The organism is Cupriavidus sp. 22TCCZM01-5 (assembly GCF_057798915.1).
Window position 1 is genome coordinate 54,483 of record NZ_JBYOJR010000002.1, and the last position, 19,042, is coordinate 73,524.

Genomic DNA, 19,042 nt, shown 5'->3' on the forward strand with positions numbered 1-19,042 from the left:
CACACAGCCGCTGTGCAAAAACGTACAGTCTCGTGGGACGACCTGCTGACCTTGTCCACCCTGATCCGCGCCGGCAGCTATTCGGCTTGCGCGCGCGAGCTGGATATCACCCATGCCACGGCCATCCGGCGCATCCGGCGGCTGGAAAACGCGCTGGGCAAACCCGTGGCCACGCGGGCCGAAGGCGCCTTCGAACTGACCTCGGCGGGCCGCAATGCGCTGACGGCGGCGCGGCAGATGGAACAATCGGCCGACCGCCTGATGCGCGAGCTTGAGGGCACGGGCAGCGGTACCTCCGGCGTGGTGCGCGTCGCCGCGACGGCAGCGCTGGGCAGCCACTTCCTGATCCCGCGACTGCCCGGGCTGTATGCAGCCAATCCCGACATCGTGGTTCGCCTTGAACTGGACGACCGCCGGGCCAGCCTGGCACGGCGGCACGCACATCTCGCCGTGCGGCTCGCACGGCCGCAGGAAGACGATATCGTGGCCATGCGCGTCGGCACGGTGCGGTTCGGGCTCTATGGCTCGGCCAAGGTCCCCATGGACGAGAGCACCCCGCTATGCGCGCTGCTCGACGAAGGCTATGGCATTCCCGAGGCCACCTGGCCGCATGGCGCAAAGCGCCGCATCGCCTTTCACTCGAACAACCTGCTGGCCGTGCGCGAAGCCGTGCGCGCGGGCCTCGGGACGGCCCTGCTGCCGCACTACGTGGCGCGCGACGATGCCGGGCTACGCCTGTTGCGCGAGGTCCCCGAGGTCATGCGCGAGATCTGGCTGGCCTACCCCACCGAATTTCGCGGCGCGTCGCGCTTCCGGCCGGTGATCGAGTGGCTGGCCGATACGCTGTCCCAATGCTGACGGCATCCCCCTGCGTGGCCGTGGAAAGCACGGCATCGCCGGTAGCGAACCTGCTCGCTGGCAACTGCCGGTCGGATTGGACTGTCCTGTGAACGCCTGCCTCAGTCGACCGGGGTAAACCTCTCGATGCCTATACTGAACTAAGCCGATATGCACCCGAAGGCAGCCGACGGCGCACCGGCGCATCCGACGAACGTCATGGCATCACACGGGTGCCGGGTTTGAATGGAGCTGCCGGCTGGCAGCGAAACCCGGGAGGAATCCGGTGTGGGAATATCGCTGACCCTGAAAATGCGGTCTGCGGTACATCCGACAGCGTTTCAGCAGGTATTCCCGAATGGCTGCTCAGGGCCCATGCCGCATGGACAGGGGGACCCCATCATGAGAAATCGCCGCTATATCGTCACCATCGACCAACCCAGGGACGTTTCCGACGATCAGATGGCCGAGTACATCAAGCTTGCCATCGCCAGCTGGGGCGCGGGGCTGCCGCCGCCCCCGCCAGACAGTCCGTTCTTCGACCTGGATGTAGAGTCGGTAACGTCCATCCACAGTCACAAACACGACACATGAGGGGCTCTCGCTTACGCCAGGCTGGCAAGCAGCGCCTGCGCTTCTTGCCAGTCGGCCGTATCAAACCCCTCCGTGAACAGGCCGTGAATCTCTGCCAGCATCCGGTGCGCGGCGTGCGCCTTGCCCTGTCGCTGCCATAGCCGCGCCAGGCTCAGCGCGGCGCGCAACTCGAGCGAGCGCGATCCCTGGTCATGGGCAACGGCAACCGCATTCTGAAAGCATGCTTCGGCCTCCGTGTCCCTGGCACGCCTGCCAGTTGCGTCGCCTGTCGACTGCAGCAGCAGTTCCCCCTTGAGACGAAGCAATATGGGTTCCGCAAAGCGCTCGCCCCTGGACTCCGCCAACTGCTGCGCCTCAGCCAGCGTAACAAGGCCCGTTTCAGGGGTACCGGATAAGCCATAGCCTTCAGCGAGGAGAGCCAGGATCCGTGACTGCCCCAACACCGCACCAGTGGCCTCGTAGTCCGCGAGGCCTTCGCGTATCCGGGCAATGCCCTCCTCGTGGTTGCCCGCCTCGGCCAGCGTCCAGCCGCGCAGGATGGTTCCCCACGCCAGGTAGAGAGGGAACCCCTGCTCGCTCGATAGCGCGATGGCGGCGTCCGCATATTCCCGCACCAGTGGCGCCTCGCGCCGGTACAGGTGCAGTTCGGCCGCGAACAGCAGGCTCAGCGCAAGGCTGAAAGGATCGGCACATTTCCTGGCCAGCGCCAGGGCCTCCTCGTTGCGCTGGCGGGACTGGTCCGGAAAGCCCAGATACCACAGGATCCATCCCAGGGCGCTCAAGGCATGGATGGCCGGCAGGCGGCCATAGCCCAGCAGGAAATCATGGATGTACCCCTCCGGGTGATGCAGCATGAGCACCTGCTCCATATGCGTACGAGCCTCGCCGATCCGGCCCAGGCGAAACACGCTTGCCGCGACGGTGCGGTGCGCCTCGGCAAGATGCTCTGGCCTTTGCGAACGCTGCGCTGAACCAAGCAAGCGCTCGGCCAGGGCGAGCGCGGTGTCATACTGCCCGCGCAACTGATAGAACGACCACAGCCCCATCTGCGCCGAGAATAATTCCGGGGTTTCCCCGCCCTGCTCGCACAAGGCAAGCGCACGCCTGTAAGTGGACTCCACTTCCGCGGAAGCGTGGCCTCGGGCGGCCATCCAGGCCGGGCCGAGCGTCAGCAGCAGGATGAGTTCTTCGCGCGCCCGCGCCGGCGAGTCCGGCGTGGACTTGAGCAGCTCGAGAGCGGCGCTGAGATGGCGGATGGCTTCGAGTTGGGCCGAGCGCTGCAGGGCCAGTTGTGCAGCGAGGTGCAGGTATTCGATCGCCTTTGGTACATTGCCGCTCTTGCTGTAATGGTGAGCCAGCTCGCTGCAATAGTCCTTCTGCCGGCCTGGATACAGCGCCTCGATGGCCTGGGCCGTGCGTTCATGCAGCATGCTGCGCTGCCCCGTCAGCAGGGAGTTGCCGGCCACCTCCTGCGTCAGGGCGTGTTTGAACGAATACTCCACCTCGGGGAACGCCGGACGCTCGAAGATAAAGTCCCCTGCCTGGAGATCGCCCAACAGGGGGCGCAACGTCTCTTCCGGCATGGCGCTGACATGCTGGATCAGGCTTAGCGGAAACTCCTTGCCGATTACCGCCAGGGTCTGCAGCAATTCCTTCTGCGCGACGGGCAGCCGGTCGATACGGGCAGCGAGCACCCCCTGCACGGTTGTCGGAATATGGAGGTCCAGCGGCGGCTTCTCGATCCGGTAGCTGCCGGGCTGGCCGAGCAGGACCTTTTCTTCAACCAGCGTCTGGACCACTTCCTCCATAAAGAACGGGTTGCCTTCGGTCTTCGACAGGATCAGCGCTTTCAGGGGCAAGAGCGAGGGATGGTTGCCCAGCAGTCCCGTCAGCAGCCCCTGCGCCTCTGCCAGCCCCAGCGGATCCAGGCTCAACTGGGTGTAATAGGGCCTGGCGCCCCAGTCATGCGCGTACTCCGGGCGGTAATTGACCAGCAACAGGATCCGGGCCTGCGGCACATGCTCGATCAGGATATTGAGGAAAGCCTCGGTCTCACTATCCAGCCATTGCAGGTCTTCGAACAGGACCATGAGCGGCTGGTTCTGGCTCTCGCGCACCAGCAGGCGTGCGATGGCTTCGAAGGTGCGCTGGCGCCGGATCGCCGAGTCCATCGTCGGCAGCACCGACCCCGGCTCGCTGAAGCCGAGCAGGTAAAGCACGTAGGGCAGATGCTCCTCCAGGGTGCGATCCAGGATCATGAGCCTGCCCGCGACCTTCTCGCGGCACAGGCGTTCGTCATCCTGTATCGTGATCTGGAAGTAGTTCCTCAGCAGGTCGACCAGCGGCAGGTAAGGAAACGCCTTGCCGTGCGATACGGAGAAGGTCTCGAGCACCATGCAGCCTTGCTGCGCGCGTCCTTTGAACTCGTGGAACAGGCGCGACTTGCCAACGCCCGCCTCGCCCACCACGCCGATGATCTGCCCGCGCCCTTCCCTGGCCGACGCAAAGGCGTGCTGCAAGCGTTCCAGTTCGGCCTGGCGCCCGACAAACTTCGCCAGGCCGCGATGCGCCGCCACCTGCAGGCGCGTACGCAACGCGCCGAGGCCGAGTACCTCGTAGACCGCGAGCGGCTCGCGGACGCCCTTGACGCTTGTCGTCCCAAGGTCCTTGAACTTGAAATACCCTTCGGTCAGCTTGTGGGTCGATTCGCTGACCAGGATGGACGACGGCATGGCAACGCCTTCCATGCGCGCGGCGATATGGATGGTGTGTCCCACCGGGTCATAGTCGGTGCGCAGGTCATCCTTGCGGATGGAACGCACCACCACTTCGCCGGTATGGACGCCTACGCGGATCTGCAGCGGCACGCCCTGCTCCAGGCGGACCCGGTCAGCATGGCAGCGCATCGCTTCCTGCATGCGCAGCGCCGCGAACAAAGCCCGCAGCGGATGGTCCTCGTGCGCAATGGGTGCGCCGAACAGCGCCATGATGCCGTCACCGAGGGATTTGGCGACGTATCCCTCATAGTGGTGCACGGCCTCCATCATCAGGGCCACCACCGGGTCGATCAGTCCGCGCGCTTCCTCGGGGTCCAGGTCCTGGATCAATGCCGTCGAGCCAGCCATGTCCGCGAACAGCGCGGTAATGGTCTTGCGTTCGCCCGCCGTGCCGCCTCTGGCTTCCATGGCCGCCTGTTCGGCAAGGATGCGCTCGGCCAGATGGGGTGGCGTGTACAGAACGGGGGCGGAATTGGCCGAGGCCGGGGCCGGGGCCAGGACCGAGCGAGTACCGGGCGTGACAACGGCGGCAGCCAGGGAGGCGCCGCACGCTCCGCAGAACTTTGCCGTAGGGCTGGACTCCTTGCCGCATTGGGGGCAAACCTGCGCAAGCCTGCTCCCACATTCTTCGCAGAAGTTGACTCCTGCGGGATTCTCGAACCCGCAACTCGCGCAGCGCATATCGCCCTCTGACCGCATTCGCCTGTCACGCACCCATTAGAGGCGCAATCACTGCACATCGCAAGTCAGAGCTCACGTTGCGGCGAAAGCGGAGAGCGGCAAGCCGATTGCGGGCGGGGACGAAAGTGGCGCAATAACATCTCTTACGCCCGGCGCCGTGGCTGCTCCCTCAAGATTTCAATGCATCCGCCGGAATCGCTTCGCTTCGGCTTGTCAGGCACGCACGCTACCTGACGAGACTGCACGCACCGGGCGAACGGACCGGTGAGGCTATCTCGTCACGAGCGTGCTGCGTACGGCGTTCGTATGCCGGTACTCTTCGACTTAAAAGGCCGGAACCGAAGTGGCCGCGTCGCGGTACACCTGGCGGCCTCCGACATAGGTGGCAATGGCGTGGAGATTCTGGATGTCGACTTCAGGCACCGTCAGATAGTCTCCTGACAACACCACGAAGTCGGCCAGCTTGCCCTTTTCGATCGAGCCCTTGGTATCGGCCTCGCCGTTCAGGTCGGCATAGTTGATGGTGAACATGCGCAGCACGTCGGCGCGTCCCACGCGTTCGTCCGGTCCATATACGCCGTCGGTGATCGTGTCGCGGGTAATAAAGTGATACATCCCCCAGAACGGATTGACCGGCATGTTCGCGGAATCGGTGCCGCCGACGAGCTGGAAGCCGGCATCCATGAAGGTCTTCACGGGGGTCACGTGTTCTGCGCGGTCGTGCCCCCAGTACTTCGACAGCACCGGTGCGGCAACGTACAGGTGGGCCTGCACGGACAGCCTGGCGCCCAGGGCGCGTACGCGGTCGAGCTGCTCCTTGCGGACCACGAATGCATGCTCGATGGTCCAGCCCCTGACGGCGCCCGGGCTGGCCTTGTCGAGGCTTTCCCACGCCGTCAGGACCTGGTCCAGCGCCGCATCGCCAACCACGTGCACGGCCACGCGGTACTTGTTGCGGGCCAGTTCGCCGACCACATCCTGGTACGCCTGGCCGGAAACCAGCGGCAGCCCGAAGAACGTTCCGCCCTTGCCGTAAGGCTCGCTGTAAGGCTGGCTCATATAGCCGCCTTCAAACCCGCCATCGACCGAAGTCTTCGCGCCCCAGATGCGCACCCATTCGTCGCCAGAGCCTGGCGGCAACTGGGCCGAGGCAATAATCGACTTGATCTGCGCGGCCGAGTTCACGGGCGCCATGGCGTTGAGCAGCAGCTGGAAGCGCAGGCTCAGCTTGCCCGCGGCCTGGAGCTGGCGGATGACGGCATAGGCCGAGGGCACGTCAGTGCCCGTGAACATGCCCGGCACACGCACGCTGGTCAGCCCCAGCGCATTGAGCTTGCGCTGCATTTCTTCCAGTGCCGCGGCGTCAAACTTGGGCGGCGCGGGCAGCGTCATCAGCGAGCGCGCATTGTTGATCAGGACGCCGGTCAACTGGCCGTTGCTGTCTTTCTGGATGATGCCGCCGTCGGGCGACACCGTGCTTTCGGTGATATTCCACTTGGCCAGCGCCGCGCTGTTGAGCATGGCCGTCAGGCCGCCGCGGTGCAGCACCAGCGGGTTGTTCGGCGCCACAGCGTCGAGCTCGGCGCGGGTGGGCAGGCGAACCTCTTTCAACTGGGCCTCATGCCAGTCGGAGTTGCTTTGCAGCAGATCGCCGGGCGCATGGCTGGCAACGGCATCGCGAATCGCGGCCAACACATCGTCAATCCTGCGCGTGCGCGACAGGTCGATGCCAGGGCCGCCGCCCGCGCCATGCAGGTGGCCATCGCTGAGGCCAGGGACAATGGTGCGCCCGCCCATGTCGACCACACGCGTGGCCGGGCCGACATGCTTGCCTAATTCACTTGACGATCCGACCGCCAGGAATTTTCCGTCCTTGACGGCGAATCCCTGCTCTACGGTATTGGCGGCGTCGACGGTCAGGACTTTCGCGTTGGTGTAGACCGTATCGGCGACAGGCTCGGATGAGCCCCCGCATCCCGCTAGCGGCAGCACGATGGCCGCGATGCCGAGCCAGCCCGGCACTCCCCTGCTCCTGCTGATTTTCATTCCTTGCTCCCCCAATTTCTTTCTTGTTGGATGTGCGATACCGGCACAAAGGGCCATCCGTGGGACGGCCCTTCATCGGTTAATTTAGATCGATTGTTTATATTTCAACTATTCTCGCCGACGGCTCGAGCCGGCGGCGTGCCCTGCCAGGGCTGGCTCAGGCCGCTCCGGTGGCGTAGCGGCTGGCGGCGATCGCCTCGGCCTCGTTCAGCGCATCCTGGAGCACGAAGTCGAAGCGCACATGGGTGAACGGGCCAGTCACGCCGAGCGAGGCATACTCGGTCGAGCGCTCCACCTTCTCCAGCGACACGACCAGGCCATCGCGCGTGGCGAAGGCGAAATCGTCGTCCAGGAAGGTGTCGCCGGGGATGTTGACTTGCGTGGTCAGCGCACGCTTGCCGCCGCCCGCCACCAGGAAGTGGATGTGGGCCGGACGGTTGCCGTGGCGGCCCAGCAGCGCGAACAGTTCCGACACCGGGCTGTTGGGCGGAATCGCATAGCCCGGCGGCAGGAAGCTGCGGAAGCGGTAGTTGCCCTCGGCGTCGGTCTCGATGCGGCGGCGCAGGTTGTAGGCGGGCTGCGCCGGGTCGAAGTGCGAGTAGCGGCCCAGTTCGTTGCAATGCCAGACGTCGACGCTCGCATGCGGCACCGGCTTGCCTTCCAGGTCCAGCACGCGGCCTTCCATCACCAGGACTTCGCCCTTGCCCTCGTTGCCTTCATCCAGGCGCACTTCGCGCTGGGCCACCGGCGCGCCGGGGACGTAGAGCGGGCCTTCAATGGCGCGCGGCGTGCCCTGGGCGCGCGCGGCGGCCTGGTCGGCTTCATCTTCGAGGATATCGAGCAGGCGGTCGAAGCCAAGGCCGGCAGTGATCAGGCCGACCATATCAGCCTGGCCCAGGCGCGTCAGCCATTGCATGGCCGACCAGAATTCTTTCGGCGTCACCTGGAACGACTCGATGGTGCGGAACAGGTCGGCGACGATACGCGCGGTGATGGCGCGCACGCGCTCATCGCCTGCGCTGACCTGGCTGCTGTTGACCAGCGCCAGGAGTTCGGAAGGGGTGTATTCAGCCATGATGAGTGCTCTCCTTAAATGTGGGAATTTGCGCGACGTTGCGGAATATCGATGCTCTCGGCGTCGGCCGTGGCCTTGCCCGGTTCGGCCGCGACCGACGCCGAGCGCGCGTGCCGGATCATCAGCACGGCCAGCGCCGCCGCCATCCCGGGCACCGCGATGGCCATGAAGTTGTGCTCGAGCCGCAGCCCCATGCCGACCAGCACCCCGATCACGATCGGTGCCAGGATGGCGCCGCCACGGCCCATGCCCAGAGTCCAGCCGATACCGGCAGCGCGGATGCCGATGGGATAAAACTGTCCGGCATAGGCGCAGCCGACGATCTGCGTGCCGATGGTGGATGCGCCGGCGAGGCCGACCATCAGGTACAACCAGCCGGTCGGCATGGGGTGGCCCAGCAGGGTGATCGACACCGCGGCCATCAGGTACATGCCGATCAGCACGTACTTGATATGGAGCTTGTCCGCCAGCCAGCCGCCACCGACGGCCCCGACCATGCCGCCGAGGTTGAGCACCAGCACGAAGGTCAGCGCCGAGCCCAGGCTGTAGCCGGCGCTGGCCATCAGCTTGGCCAGCCAGGAGCTGAGCGCGTAGACCATGAACAGGCACATGAAGCACGACAGCCAGAACATCAGCGTGCTCGGGCCCCGGCCTTGCTGGAATAGCTGGCGGAACGGCGCGCTGGCGGATACGTCGGCACCGGCGATGACAAAGCGATCGTCGGCGCCAGGCCGGTAGGCCGGATCGATGCTGCGCGCCAGGCGCTTGAGCTCATCCGTGCGGCCGCGCCGGATCAGGAACGGCACGGATTCCGGCATCGACTTCAGGACCAGCGGGATCAGCAGCAACGGCAGGCCCGCGGCGATAAACACGGATTGCCAGCCATAGCTTTCGATCAGGCCCTTGCCCAGCACCGCCGCGAGCATGCCGCCAACCGAGTACCCGCTGAACATCAGCGTCACCATCGTGCTGCGCACGCGCTGCGGCGCGTATTCGGTCATCTGCGCGATGACGTTCGGCATCACGCCGCCGATGCCGATCCCGGCCAGGAAGCGCGCCGCGCCGAACAGTACGGGGTCCTTGCATAGCCCCGCGGCGGCGGTAAAGACGCTGAACAGTGCGATGCAGATTGCGATGGCCCAGCGGCGGCCGATCTTGTCGGCAATGGTGCCCAGCAGGATGTTGCCGAACATCATGCCGAACAGCGCGGTGCTGACCAGGAAGCCAGCCTGGGTCGGCCCGACCCCCATCTCCTTGATGATCGACGGCAGCGCAATGCCGGCCACGGCCAGGTCATAGCCGTCGAAGATGATGATCAGCGCGCACCAGATCAGCACGCGGTAGTGAAAAGCATTGAGCCTGGCCTCGCCGGCCATTCTCTGTATGTCGATTTGTCGCATGGTCTCCTCCGTTTCCTTATGTTCTGACTGCTTGCCCGTGTCTGCTTGCAGGCCTTGGCTGCGGGGGCGGCAGCCGTCAAAGCCTGGCCAGCGATACGGCGGGGTCGGCCAGGTCTTGCGGCCTGACCGGCTTGCGTTGCTCGATCAGGCGCCGCGCGAAGCGCAGGTCGCGCGCCGCGTTGCCGCCGAGCGCGGCCGTCACGCACTGGCCGTCGAGGTAGAAAAAGACAAAGCTGCCGCTAGCCGGATCGCCGCGCACCACCACCTGGTGGGATGGCTGCGGCACGCCGTAGATCTGCAGGTTGGTGTCGTGCTGGTCGGACCAGAACCACGGCAGCGGGTCGTAGTGCACCGCGTGTCCGAGCGCGGACTTTGCCGCGGCGATGCCCTGCTCTTGCGCGTTCTGCCATGACTCGAGCCGCATGCTGCGCCCGGCCCAGCCATTGCGCGCAACGGCCACGTCGCCGGCTGCAAAGATGTCCGGATCGGACGTGCGGCACTGCGCGTCGACCAGCACGCCGCCCTCGCAAGCCAGCCCGGCCGCATGCGCCAGCTCGTCGTTCGGTACCAGGCCGATGCCCACTACCGCAACGTCGCAGTCGATCTCGCGGCCATTCGCCAGCGCCACGCGGAGCCCGCCGGACGCGATCGCCGAAATGCCTGCCACGCCGGTATCGAGCAGCACCTCGGTGCCGCGCGCGGCATGCAGCGCCAGCAGGTGCTCGGACAGTGCCGCCGGTATGCTGCGCTCGCACAGCCTGCGCATGGCCTCGATCACCGTGACCTCGGCGCCGCGCTTGCGCGCGGTGGCGGCCACTTCCAGCCCAATCCAGCCGCCGCCCACCACCGCCACGCGCGCGCCGGGGCGCAGTGCGGAACCCAGGCGCTGCGCATCGTCGATGGTGCGCAAGGTGTGCACGCCAGGCAGGTCGGCACCCGGCACGTCGAGCATGCGCGCCCGCCCGCCGGTGCAGAGGATCAGCTTGTCGTAGGCGATGGTGCTGCCATCGGCAAGCTCGATCTGCCTGGCCGCGCGGTCGAGCCGCGCCACGCGCGCACTCGCGAGCCATTCGACCGACAAGGTCGCCAGCGTCGCGGCGTCGAGCAGATGTGCGCTTTCAGGTGCGGCCTCGCCAGCCAGCACTGCTTTGGAGAGCGGCGGGCGTTCATACGGCGGGTGCGCTTCGTCGCCGATCAGCACCACCCGGCCGCCGAAGCCTTCACTGCGCAGCGTGCGTGCGGCCCAGCCGCCGGCCTGGCCAGCACCGACAATGACGATCGTCCGTGGATCCGTGCTCATGACTGCTCCCCGCCTTCAGGACACCACGACCGGTTGCGGCAGCACCTGGATCCGCACGCGGCCGTCCGCCACCTGCACCGGATAGGTCTGGACCGGCGTCACGCACGGCGCCTTGCGCGGCGCACCGGTGCGAAGGTCGAACAGGCCCTGGTGCAGCGGGCACTCGACGCAGCCGTCCTCGACAAAGCCTTCGGACAGCGGCACGCGCTCATGCGTGCACAGGTCGTGCAGCGCGAACAGCTCCTCGCCCACGCGGAAGACCGCAATCGATACCCCGGCCGCCTCGACGGCGCGCGGTTCGTCCTCGATGAATTCGTCGGCCGCGCCGACGTCATGCCATGTACTCATTGGATGCACTCCTAGATCGGCGTGGCCAGAAGGGTCTGGACCCGCGAGGTGTCGTAGACGACCCGCTTTTCCTTGTAGCGCCAGGCGCCGTCCTGCCTGACGACGGTGTCGCGGTAGACGCCGGCCTGGTACACCACGGAGTCGCCCGCGGCGCCGGTATTGACCACGATATAGCTCGACACCGTGCGCACTTCTTCGTCCGTCGCCGTTTCGATCACCAGCCCGCCCAGCGCGTGGCGATAGCCGTGCGCCTCATAGATGTTGGCGTGGCGCAGCGCGACGATGCGGTCGCGCATCATCTTCTGGTTGCGGCAGTGGATGATCGGCGCGGGCAGGCCACGGTCGGCGTTCTCGCGCGAGATGATGGTGTAGGTGCCGTCCTCGGTGAAGAAGGCCGGCCAGCTCTCCAGCAGGTTGTTGTCGATGGCGTGGACGTAGCGGTGTTGCAGGGCGCTCAGTTCCATCCAGAGCTGCAGGTCATTCTTCATCTCAGTACCCCATCGCGTGCTGATATCCGGCCCAGAAGCGGCGAATCAGGTTTTCGGTGATATTGCTGTTGGTCTGCTCCGGCGCATCCAGGCCCATGCCCATGTAGGACGTCTTGTCGCCATCGCGCACGGTGCCGCGCTGCACCAGCTCGGTGGCCTCGGTGTCTTCCATCGAGATATAGCCGGCCGGCCCCACCAGGTTGGCCTGCAGCAGGCGCAGCTCGCGCAGCTCGGGGGTGTCGTCCTCGTAGCCGAAGAAGTGGAACACCAGCTCGAAGTTGTTTGGCCCCTTGGGCAGCAGCTGGCGCGCCACCAGCGTGTTGTGGATCTGCTGGATGACCAGTTGCGGGAAGATAGGCTGGATGTGGTTGGTGCAGTCCTCCTCGAACTCGGAGATCTGCCCCAGCACGTAGGGGTCCTCCAGCGCAAAGCCGTCCTGCATCGAACGGATCTTCTGGTCGGTGTAGGCCGCTGCGGTGTTGGTGTCCTGCTTCGGCTTGGTCACCGTGATCAGGCTGTGCAGGCCGTGCGTGGCGTCCGGGATGGAGCGCGCGCTCATGCCGACGCGGAAGATGTTGAAGGTGGTATGGAACAGGTGCAGCAGGCTCGCGTGATAGGGATCCTTCACGTTCTCGAAGTAGAGCTTCCAGTTCGATTTCGAGTACTGGCGGGTGCAGCCCAGATAGACGACCGGCTTGTGGAACACGCGGTCCACCCAGGGACCCATCTCGGGGCCGATGTAGTCGGCCAGCGGCGGCGCCTGGTCGCTGAAGGTGGCAAACAGCAGGCCCTTGTATTCCTGCACGCGCAGCTTCTGCAGCCCGTGCTGCGACGGATCGAAGGCCTTGGCCATCCCGGTCAGGGTGATGGTGCCCTGCTTCTGTCCGCGCCGGAACGGCACGCCCTGCAGGTCGCCCTCGCAGGAGTAATTCCACTGGTGGTACACGCAGGTGTGCGATTCGGCGTTGCCATACTTCTCGCGGCACACCACCGCGCCGCGATGCGCGCAGCGGTTGACCCAGCACGCAAAGCCGTTCGCCGTGCGCGTTACCACCACCGGCGTATCGCCGACGAAGGTGCTCTTGAAATCGTTGAGATTGGGAATCTCGCAGGCCAGGGCTACGAAGCTCCAGTACGGCCCGCGATAGATGCGCTCCTGCTCCCGGTCATAGACCTCTTGCGAGCTGAACACGCTGTAGGGGACGCATGAGCCGTCGGGCTGGGGAAAGATCACTTTCCGGTCGCTGGCGTTCCCGGCCAGCCGTGGCGAGTCTGACATCGCTGTCTCCGCGAAATTGTTGGGGGATGGGGAATTGGGGAATGGGCCGAGTGTAGAAATTCACTGACGGCGGCACTATCCGAAACTGGCCGACCTGTACCGTGCCGCGATCCGTTTCTTGCCACTTCGGCGGCGGCTATCCGTAAATGGCAAGGCACGCCCGGGCGGCTGTCCGCTTTCGGCAAGGCAGGGTTGCGAGGGCCGGGCGGCGCTACTCATGCCGCGCGCACTATGGCAAGATGAATTGCAGAAAGATGAAGAAGGGCAATCAGCCCTCCGTAGATCAGTCTGTGACTTTCCAGGCAGTTTCCGGTGCATCGGCACAGGGAGACCGCGGTAAGGCCAGAAACGGGGACAACAAATGCCACTTTCTCCGCGGACTCCCGCTCTCTCCGCGCTCTATAGCAAACCGCTGTTCCAGTCCGATGTGCGCGTGGAAGCGCACGACCACGTTGCGCGTGAACTCACCGACCATGTACTGCGCTGGAAGCCAGGCGCCCCCGACGCGGCGATGTTCAAAGGCGAGCTCAATCGCCTGAAGATCTATGCGCTGCGCTACGGCGCCGAAGTGGAGATATCCGCGCGCCCGTTCGAGGACTTCTCCCTCGTCCATACCTCGCTCGGCGCCGGCGCCGAGATCGAATGCGACGGCCACCGGCTGTGGGTTGCCGAGGGCCGCACGGCGGTGCTCGCGCCGAAGGAGCGGATCCGGCTGCGGTGGAGCCCTGGCAACCAGCAGATGATCGTCAGGGTGCCGCACACTCTGTTGCACGAGGCCGCGGGGCGCGAAGGCGTGGAACGTGTCGACCTTGCCCCCGGCGTCCTGCTGCCGCGTGAGCTCGAACCGCAATGGGACCTGATCGCGCATTCGTTACTGAATGTGCTGTCCTGCTCAAGCGACTCCGCAATTCATGCCAGTTGGGTCGATCATCTGGAGCGAAGCCTGGCCCTGTTTCTCCTCTTGCACCAGCCCGTGAGAACCGCCACCCTGCCCTTGCCGCCGGAGCCTGCTTCGGGGCCGGGGCAAGGGGAAGCCACAGCGGCCAGCCGGAGGATGCGGCAGATGGACGCCGTGATGGCCTACATCGAGTCCCACCTTTGCGCACCAGTCTCGCTCGAGGACCTGGCGCGCGCCGCTGGCGTGAGCTTCCGCACGCTGAATGCGGTTTGCCACCACCACCATGGCATCTCGCCGATGGAGCTGCTGCGCAATATCCGCCTGGACGCGGTACGCACCCGTCTGATGCTTGACCCCAGCGCCAGCATTACTGAAACCGCGCTGGCACTTGGCTTCGGCCACCTTGGCCGCTTCGCCGCCTACTACGCTGCGCGCTTCAACGAGCTGCCCAGCGACACGCAGAAGCGGCGTACATAGTGGAAGATCCTGCAAGAGGTTTCCGCACCCCGCGCCGTGATCGGGCGGCTATCGCGCGCGCATGGCCTTTCGGACGGCTGCGGTGACCTGCTCGACCACGCCCTCGCGCCAGTCGTCGGTATCGCCATAGAAAGCCCGCCACATGGCCTGCCTGACCAGCGTGCGCTGGTTTTCGTCGGCCTCCGGATGAAGGTAGAGCCAGTGGTCCCCGCGCAGCGCGTCAAGAACTTCGGCAACCGGCAGCGTGCCGAACTCCAGCGCGATCCCCGCATAGTCGACATCGGGCAGCGTGCCGGCTACCGCCTGCCAGGCCAGCCCGGTCAGCCGGGCCGAACTGGACGAGCCGTCATAGATCGACGTCACCTCGTTGCCCCAGATGGCGCGGGTCCGCCCGAGCTGCGCGTCTTGGTCGGGGCCCATGCAGATGGGCTCGCCGTAGCCCCATGGCCCCAGGCCGGTGTGGACATCGATCCAGCGCAGGCTGCTGCGTCCGCTGCCAAAGCGCGCCAGCACGCGCCGCAGCGTGTAGTTGCTCCAGGTTTCCTTGTTACCGCCATAGAACAGGCCGCGCGGATCCTGGTACTGCCCGCCGCTGACCGCAGTCTGGTACCAGTCCATGCCTTTTTCCGCCACGGTCTTCATGAACCGTGCCTGCTCCGCGTCGGACGGCGGCCATTGCTCGGGCACCAGCATCGGCGCAATCTCCGCATACGGCGCGTTGTCCGGCAGCGGTTGCGCGAAATCCATGAAATTGCGGTTCAGGTCGACGTTGTCCTCGTTGACCCGGCGAAGATGGGAAAAACCGTAGGGATTGACCGCGTGCACGAGCAGCAGGCCCAGGCGCGCTTCGGCGCAGTCCGCCAGCAGGACCGCATCAGCCAGCAGCGCCACCTGGGCGCCGGAGCCGCAGAAGCCCTCCACGCCATGCACCCCGGAACTCACCATCAGCACGTGACGGGCGTCCGCCGGCCCGACCCACGCGACATCCATGGCAAGGTCCTCGCCGGCGCTGCCGCGCCGGGTCGGATGGGGGAATTCCGCAAGTGTTGCGCCCGCGGCGCGCGCGGCGGCCAGGAACTTCTGCCGCGCCTCGGCATAACTGGTGGCAAAGCATCCCGAAACCTGGCCCATGGCGACTGCCCCACGCGAACGGAGATGCTGGCATTAGACGCCAAATCGTCCGGGCTTGCCAGCGTGCAGCGCGTCAGAAAAGCTGCCCGCTTTCGCCGGGGCGCGCGTCGTCCGGCCCCCAGATGCCGGGCGAACTGAATGCCTGCGGATGCATTTCGATGCCTGCGGCGGCGATCTGCGCCGCCGACAGCACGAGCTGCCGCGCCAGCCAGTCGTGCAGGCTGCGCAGGAAGCGGATGTTGTCGAGCCGGTTGGAAGCCGCGATCAGCCGTTCCAGCTTGACGTGGGCCGTGTAGACGTCCAGCAGGTTGGTCGCCTTGAGGCGCGGCGGCGTGGTCGGACTCTTCTCGATGGCGAGAATACGACTCACCTGCGCCCGGCTCAGTTCGCCGGTGCGCTGGAAATACTCGTAGACGTCCTGCAGTGGCGCAAAGCGCACCGTGGGTTGCACGCGCGGCACCGCCGCGACCTTTTCCATGCGCAGGATCAGGTAGCGGATTGCGGCCATGCGCTGTTCGGCTTCGCGCTGGGCGGCGCTTGGCCGGCGGCGCGACGCCATGGCGATGACCGCATCGAGCGACTCGGCCTGGCGCACCACGTCGCGCTCGGTGTAATCCGGCACTTGTGCAAGCTGGCCGGGATGGAGCACGGCGGCCTGGGCGCAGGTCTCGCCGAACGGGTATTCATGGCCCAGTGCATCGCGCAGGATGTACGCCCTGCCATCGGGAAAGCCATGGTGCCGTCCGGTGGCGCCGCGCGCGTGGCAGCGCGTGTCAAGGTCGACGAAATCCTTGCGTACGGGAATCCAGCCCCCGTTCTGTGCCTGGGTCATGAGTCTGCGGTCTTGCGGCAAAGCGGTATTGCGGGTGAAGCCGGCCGGGCCGGCCGAACCCGGTATTGTCGCCGATCGCGCCGCAACGGGCCAATTCCGCTATTTCAGCATGAACGACATGGCCGACAGGCAGTTCAGCATGCGCACCGCTGCCTGCACCGAATCCGCCGCGAATGTCAGCGTGACGCCGTCCACCCGCTCCAGGGCCGGCCACTGGCAGAACAGGTCCGCGTGCGCCGTCGTCTGGGTCTGGAGCCTGCAGTTCAGGGGAGCATCGATGCGCAGCACGCGTGCATTGGCCCGCTCAAGCACCGCCAGCGTGGCCGCTTCGCGGATGGCGTCGCGCGAGGCGGATGGCGCAAGCGTGCTGCCGCTGCCGAAGCCGCCCGCCGACTTGGTCTGCACATAGCGCACCCACGGCATCTGCGTCCGGGTCTCGTCGATGAAGACATCGTCGCCGCTTGCCATCAGCACCGGCACGCCGAACTCGCCGGCCAGCGCGGCATAAAGCCCAGCCTCGCCATATTCCTGCCCGTTCAGCCACACCCGTGCGAAGGCGCCGCTGTTGATCGTATGCGCCAGCACGCCACGGCTCTGCGCGCGGCCGTGGTAGCCGATCATGAACACACCATCGCAGCCCGCTTCGACCTCTGCCATCATGCCGAGGTAGCGCGGCTTGCCCAGCACGAGCTGCGCGCGCGGATCGATCTGGTCGGGCAGCAGATTGCGGAAGCCGCCATGCGAATCATTGACCAGCACTTCGTTGGCACCGGCGTCGAACGCGCCCTGCACGGCCGCGTTGGCTTCGCCAGTCATCCAGGCGCGGGCGCGCTCGTATTCGCCGTTTCCGGGCCGGGTCTGCTCGGCGTGAAAGACGCCGGCGATACCTTCGATATCGGTGGAGATCAGCAGCTTCATGTTCGCTTGTGAAGTTCGGGCACGACATCCAGCAATGCCTGCCGCACGTGGCCATCGCGGCCCCGGACAGTCACGGCGTGCCATAGCGCGTGAAGGATGGCCTGTTCGACGCTGTCGGCCGCCGCGCGGAACAGCGGGTCCAGGCGGCTTTCGTGCAGCAGCGCCACGGCAGGCATCGGATCGGCGGCATGGTGCGGCACGGTGTACGCCGTGGAAAACGCCAGTGCAATATCGCCCGAACCGTGCCCGTACACCGAACCCGTGCGCGCCAGGCCCGCGCCGGCGCGCTGCGCCAGACGGCGCAGCTGGCGCGCATCCAGCGGCGCGTCGGTCGCCAGGATCATGATGATCGAGCCTTTCTCGGGCTCGGGCGCCGGCGCCGCGAGCCGTGCAGCCAGCTCACCGCCGACGTGCCGGCCTGCCACGACGAGAGACTCAGGTATCCCGAAGTTCGCCAGGACCAGTGCACCCACGCAGTAGCCGCCGGCAAGCCGCGAGGCCGTGCCGATACCGCCCTTGACGCCAAACGCCGACATGCCGCGCCCCGCCCCGACCGCGCCGGCGTGTACGTTCGCGCTCGCGGCAGCACAGGCCGCCTCATAGTGGTCACCGCCGACCGCCATGGCCTGGATATCGTTCAGGTAGCCGTCATTGCACTCGAATACCAGCGGGTTGACCGTCGGCAGCAACCGGCCGATCTCCGGATTGGCCGCGATGGCCTCGCGGATCTGCGCCTGCGCCACGGCGCCGACGGCGAACGTGTTGGTCAGCGCGACCGGTGTTTCCAACACGCCCAGTTCTTCCACCTGCACGAGGCCCACGCTCTTGCCAAAGCCGTTGATCACCGCGCATGCAGCGGGCACCTTTTGCAGGTAAGGATTGCCGGCATGCGGGCTCACCACCGTCACGCCGGTCTGCAGATCGCCGTGGTCCAGCGTGCAATGCCCGACCGTCACGCCGGCCACGTCCGTAATGCTGTTGCGCACGCCGGCGGGCAGCGTGCCGATGACCGGCGGCGTCACCTGTTCCATCTGCGCTTGCCTCAGCGCCGGTCGATCTTGGGATCGAGCGCGTCGCGCAGCCCGTCTCCGAGCAGGTTGAATGCGAGCACCGTCAGGAAGATGGCCAGGCTCGGGAAGATCGCAACGTGCGGGGCCGTCACCATGTCGGCGCGTGCCTCGTTGAGCATGGCGCCCCACTCCGGTGTCGGCGGCTGTGCGCCCAGCCCGAGGAACGAGAGGCTTGCCGCCGTGATGATCGACGTGCCGATGCGCATCGAGAAATACACCACGATCGACGACACCGTACCCGGCAGGATATGCCGCATCAGGATGGTCCAGTCCGACGCGCCGATGCTGCGCGCGGCCTCCACGTAGGTCAGGCGCTTGAGCATCAGCGTATTGCCGCGCACCAGGCGCGCAAAGGCGGGAATGCTGAAGATCGCCACGGCGAAGATCACGTTGACCATGCCGTTGCCGAGGATCGCCACCACGCCGATCGCCAGCAAGATGCCCGGGAACGCGAACAGCACGTCGGCGATGCGCATCACGATGCGGTCCCACCAGCCCTCGTAGTAACCGGCCAGCAGCCCCAGTACCGTGCCGACCAGGGCGCCGATGATGACGGACAGGAAGCCCGCCGCCAGCGAGATGCGCGTGCCCGCCAGGATGCGGCTGAAGATGTCGCGCCCAAGCGAATCCACGCCCATCCAGTGGGCCGCGGACGGCCCGGTATTGAGCGCGTCATAGTCGAAGAAATTCTCGGGGTCGTACGGCACCAGGTGCGGCGACAGGATCGCCACCACGACCAGCAGCAGCACGAACGCACCGGCGCCGAGCGCCAGATGCTGCTTGCGGAACTTGCGCCAGAACTCGCTCCAGGGCGTACGCACGGCCTGCGGCGCCGCTGCGGTCGCGGCTGCCTGGCTGGCGGCGGGCGTGGAAATCTCAGTCATGCCGGCC

The 19,042-nt window shown here is 66.2% G+C and carries 16 protein-coding genes; 3 read left to right on the forward strand and 13 right to left on the reverse strand.

Annotated features, from left to right (window positions below; translation table 11 throughout):
• Window positions 1-12 precede the first annotated feature (12 nt).
• Together AC3FNH_RS02345 and AC3FNH_RS02350 are read left to right on the forward strand one after the other, a co-directional pair.
• On the forward strand, window positions 13-858 hold the full coding sequence (locus tag AC3FNH_RS02345) for a LysR family transcriptional regulator (protein WP_488718955.1): 846 nt from the start codon (window positions 13-15) through the stop codon (window positions 856-858).
• A 381-nt stretch (window positions 859-1,239) separates the two neighbouring features.
• The gene (locus AC3FNH_RS02350; protein WP_276100260.1) at window positions 1,240-1,431 is read left to right on the forward strand and encodes a hypothetical protein; all 192 of its coding nucleotides are present in this window, start codon (window positions 1,240-1,242) and stop codon (window positions 1,429-1,431) included.
• An 11-nt stretch (window positions 1,432-1,442) separates the two neighbouring features.
• Here the strand turns inward: AC3FNH_RS02350 and AC3FNH_RS02355 are convergent, their stop codons facing one another.
• The 8 genes from AC3FNH_RS02355 to andAc all read right to left on the reverse strand — a co-directional run bounded on the left by AC3FNH_RS02355 (window position 1,443) and on the right by andAc (window position 12,825).
• Window positions 1,443-4,889: an adenylate/guanylate cyclase domain-containing protein gene (locus tag AC3FNH_RS02355; RefSeq protein WP_488718956.1), complete on the reverse strand. Its 3,447-nt coding sequence runs from the start codon at window positions 4,887-4,889 to the stop codon at window positions 1,443-1,445.
• Between the two features lie 324 nt (window positions 4,890-5,213).
• A complete protein-coding gene (locus AC3FNH_RS02360; protein WP_488718957.1) occupies window positions 5,214-6,935 on the reverse strand; it encodes an amidohydrolase in 1,722 nt (573 codons plus the stop codon).
• 157 nt (window positions 6,936-7,092) lie between these two features.
• The gene (locus AC3FNH_RS02365; RefSeq protein ID WP_488718958.1) at window positions 7,093-8,010 is read right to left on the reverse strand and encodes a dioxygenase family protein; all 918 of its coding nucleotides are present in this window, start codon (window positions 8,008-8,010) and stop codon (window positions 7,093-7,095) included.
• Window positions 8,011-8,024: 14 nt separating this feature from the next.
• Window positions 8,025-9,410, reverse strand: a complete 1,386-nt coding sequence (locus tag AC3FNH_RS02370; protein ID WP_488718959.1) for an MFS transporter — start codon at window positions 9,408-9,410, stop codon at window positions 8,025-8,027.
• A gap of 76 nt (window positions 9,411-9,486) precedes the next feature.
• The gene (locus AC3FNH_RS02375) at window positions 9,487-10,710 is read right to left on the reverse strand and encodes an NAD(P)/FAD-dependent oxidoreductase (protein ID WP_488718960.1); all 1,224 of its coding nucleotides are present in this window, start codon (window positions 10,708-10,710) and stop codon (window positions 9,487-9,489) included.
• 15 nt (window positions 10,711-10,725) lie between these two features.
• Entirely contained in the window at window positions 10,726-11,058 is a 333-nt protein-coding gene (gene andAb, locus AC3FNH_RS02380) for an anthranilate 1,2-dioxygenase ferredoxin subunit AndAb (RefSeq protein ID WP_483713102.1), read from the reverse strand.
• An 11-nt stretch (window positions 11,059-11,069) separates the two neighbouring features.
• Entirely contained in the window at window positions 11,070-11,546 is a 477-nt protein-coding gene (andAd, locus tag AC3FNH_RS02385) for an anthranilate 1,2-dioxygenase small subunit AndAd (RefSeq protein ID WP_276100253.1), read from the reverse strand.
• A gap of 1 nt (window position 11,547) precedes the next feature.
• Complete coding sequence (gene andAc, locus AC3FNH_RS02390) at window positions 11,548-12,825, reverse strand: anthranilate 1,2-dioxygenase large subunit AndAc (RefSeq protein WP_488718961.1); 1,278 nt, start codon at window positions 12,823-12,825, stop codon at window positions 11,548-11,550.
• Between the two features lie 361 nt (window positions 12,826-13,186).
• Here andAc and AC3FNH_RS02395 point away from each other — a divergent pair, with 361 nt between their 5' ends.
• Window positions 13,187-14,200, forward strand: coding sequence for an AraC family transcriptional regulator (locus AC3FNH_RS02395; protein ID WP_488718962.1), 1,014 nt, complete (start codon window positions 13,187-13,189; stop codon window positions 14,198-14,200).
• A gap of 48 nt (window positions 14,201-14,248) precedes the next feature.
• Here AC3FNH_RS02395 and AC3FNH_RS02400 read toward each other — a convergent pair whose 3' ends face one another.
• The 5 genes from AC3FNH_RS02400 to gsiD all read right to left on the reverse strand — a co-directional run bounded on the left by AC3FNH_RS02400 (window position 14,249) and on the right by gsiD (window position 19,035).
• Complete coding sequence (locus tag AC3FNH_RS02400) at window positions 14,249-15,331, reverse strand: M14 family metallopeptidase (RefSeq protein WP_488718963.1); 1,083 nt, start codon at window positions 15,329-15,331, stop codon at window positions 14,249-14,251.
• Between the two features lie 73 nt (window positions 15,332-15,404).
• Window positions 15,405-16,163: a hypothetical protein gene (locus AC3FNH_RS02405; protein WP_276100249.1), complete on the reverse strand. Its 759-nt coding sequence runs from the start codon at window positions 16,161-16,163 to the stop codon at window positions 15,405-15,407.
• 99 nt (window positions 16,164-16,262) lie between these two features.
• Window positions 16,263-17,081: a M55 family metallopeptidase gene (locus AC3FNH_RS02410; RefSeq protein ID WP_488718964.1), complete on the reverse strand. Its 819-nt coding sequence runs from the start codon at window positions 17,079-17,081 to the stop codon at window positions 16,263-16,265.
• The gene (locus AC3FNH_RS02415; RefSeq protein ID WP_488718965.1) at window positions 17,078-18,112 is read right to left on the reverse strand and encodes a DmpA family aminopeptidase; all 1,035 of its coding nucleotides are present in this window, start codon (window positions 18,110-18,112) and stop codon (window positions 17,078-17,080) included. Before AC3FNH_RS02415 ends, AC3FNH_RS02410 begins: the two co-directional genes overlap by 4 nt.
• Window positions 18,113-18,123: 11 nt before the next feature.
• A complete protein-coding gene (gene gsiD / locus AC3FNH_RS02420) occupies window positions 18,124-19,035 on the reverse strand; it encodes a glutathione ABC transporter permease GsiD (protein ID WP_488718966.1) in 912 nt (303 codons plus the stop codon).
• Window positions 19,036-19,042 lie beyond the last annotated feature (7 nt).

What these genes read in the sequence shown, in the direction of transcription:
- AC3FNH_RS02350 (WP_276100260.1), top strand. Translation starts at nt 1,240, where the DNA reads ATGAGAAATCGCCGCTATATCGTCACCATCGACCAACCCAGGGACGTT.
- AC3FNH_RS02355 (WP_488718956.1), bottom strand. Translation starts at nt 4,889, where the DNA reads ATGCGCTGCGCGAGTTGCGGGTTCGAGAATCCCGCAGGAGTCAACTTC.
- AC3FNH_RS02360 (WP_488718957.1), bottom strand. Translation starts at nt 6,935, where the DNA reads ATGAAAATCAGCAGGAGCAGGGGAGTGCCGGGCTGGCTCGGCATCGCG.
- AC3FNH_RS02365 (WP_488718958.1), bottom strand. Translation starts at nt 8,010, where the DNA reads ATGGCTGAATACACCCCTTCCGAACTCCTGGCGCTGGTCAACAGCAGC.
- AC3FNH_RS02370 (WP_488718959.1), bottom strand. Translation starts at nt 9,410, where the DNA reads ATGCGACAAATCGACATACAGAGAATGGCCGGCGAGGCCAGGCTCAAT.
- AC3FNH_RS02375 (WP_488718960.1), bottom strand. Translation starts at nt 10,710, where the DNA reads ATGAGCACGGATCCACGGACGATCGTCATTGTCGGTGCTGGCCAGGCC.
- andAb (WP_483713102.1), bottom strand. Translation starts at nt 11,058, where the DNA reads ATGAGTACATGGCATGACGTCGGCGCGGCCGACGAATTCATCGAGGAC.
- andAd (WP_276100253.1), bottom strand. Translation starts at nt 11,546, where the DNA reads ATGAAGAATGACCTGCAGCTCTGGATGGAACTGAGCGCCCTGCAACAC.
- andAc (WP_488718961.1), bottom strand. Translation starts at nt 12,825, where the DNA reads ATGTCAGACTCGCCACGGCTGGCCGGGAACGCCAGCGACCGGAAAGTG.
- AC3FNH_RS02395 (WP_488718962.1), top strand. Translation starts at nt 13,187, where the DNA reads ATGCCACTTTCTCCGCGGACTCCCGCTCTCTCCGCGCTCTATAGCAAA.
- AC3FNH_RS02400 (WP_488718963.1), bottom strand. Translation starts at nt 15,331, where the DNA reads ATGGGCCAGGTTTCGGGATGCTTTGCCACCAGTTATGCCGAGGCGCGG.
- AC3FNH_RS02405 (WP_276100249.1), bottom strand. Translation starts at nt 16,163, where the DNA reads ATGACCCAGGCACAGAACGGGGGCTGGATTCCCGTACGCAAGGATTTC.
- AC3FNH_RS02410 (WP_488718964.1), bottom strand. Translation starts at nt 17,081, where the DNA reads ATGAAGCTGCTGATCTCCACCGATATCGAAGGTATCGCCGGCGTCTTT.
- AC3FNH_RS02415 (WP_488718965.1), bottom strand. Translation starts at nt 18,112, where the DNA reads ATGGAACAGGTGACGCCGCCGGTCATCGGCACGCTGCCCGCCGGCGTG.
- gsiD (WP_488718966.1), bottom strand. Translation starts at nt 19,035, where the DNA reads ATGACTGAGATTTCCACGCCCGCCGCCAGCCAGGCAGCCGCGACCGCA.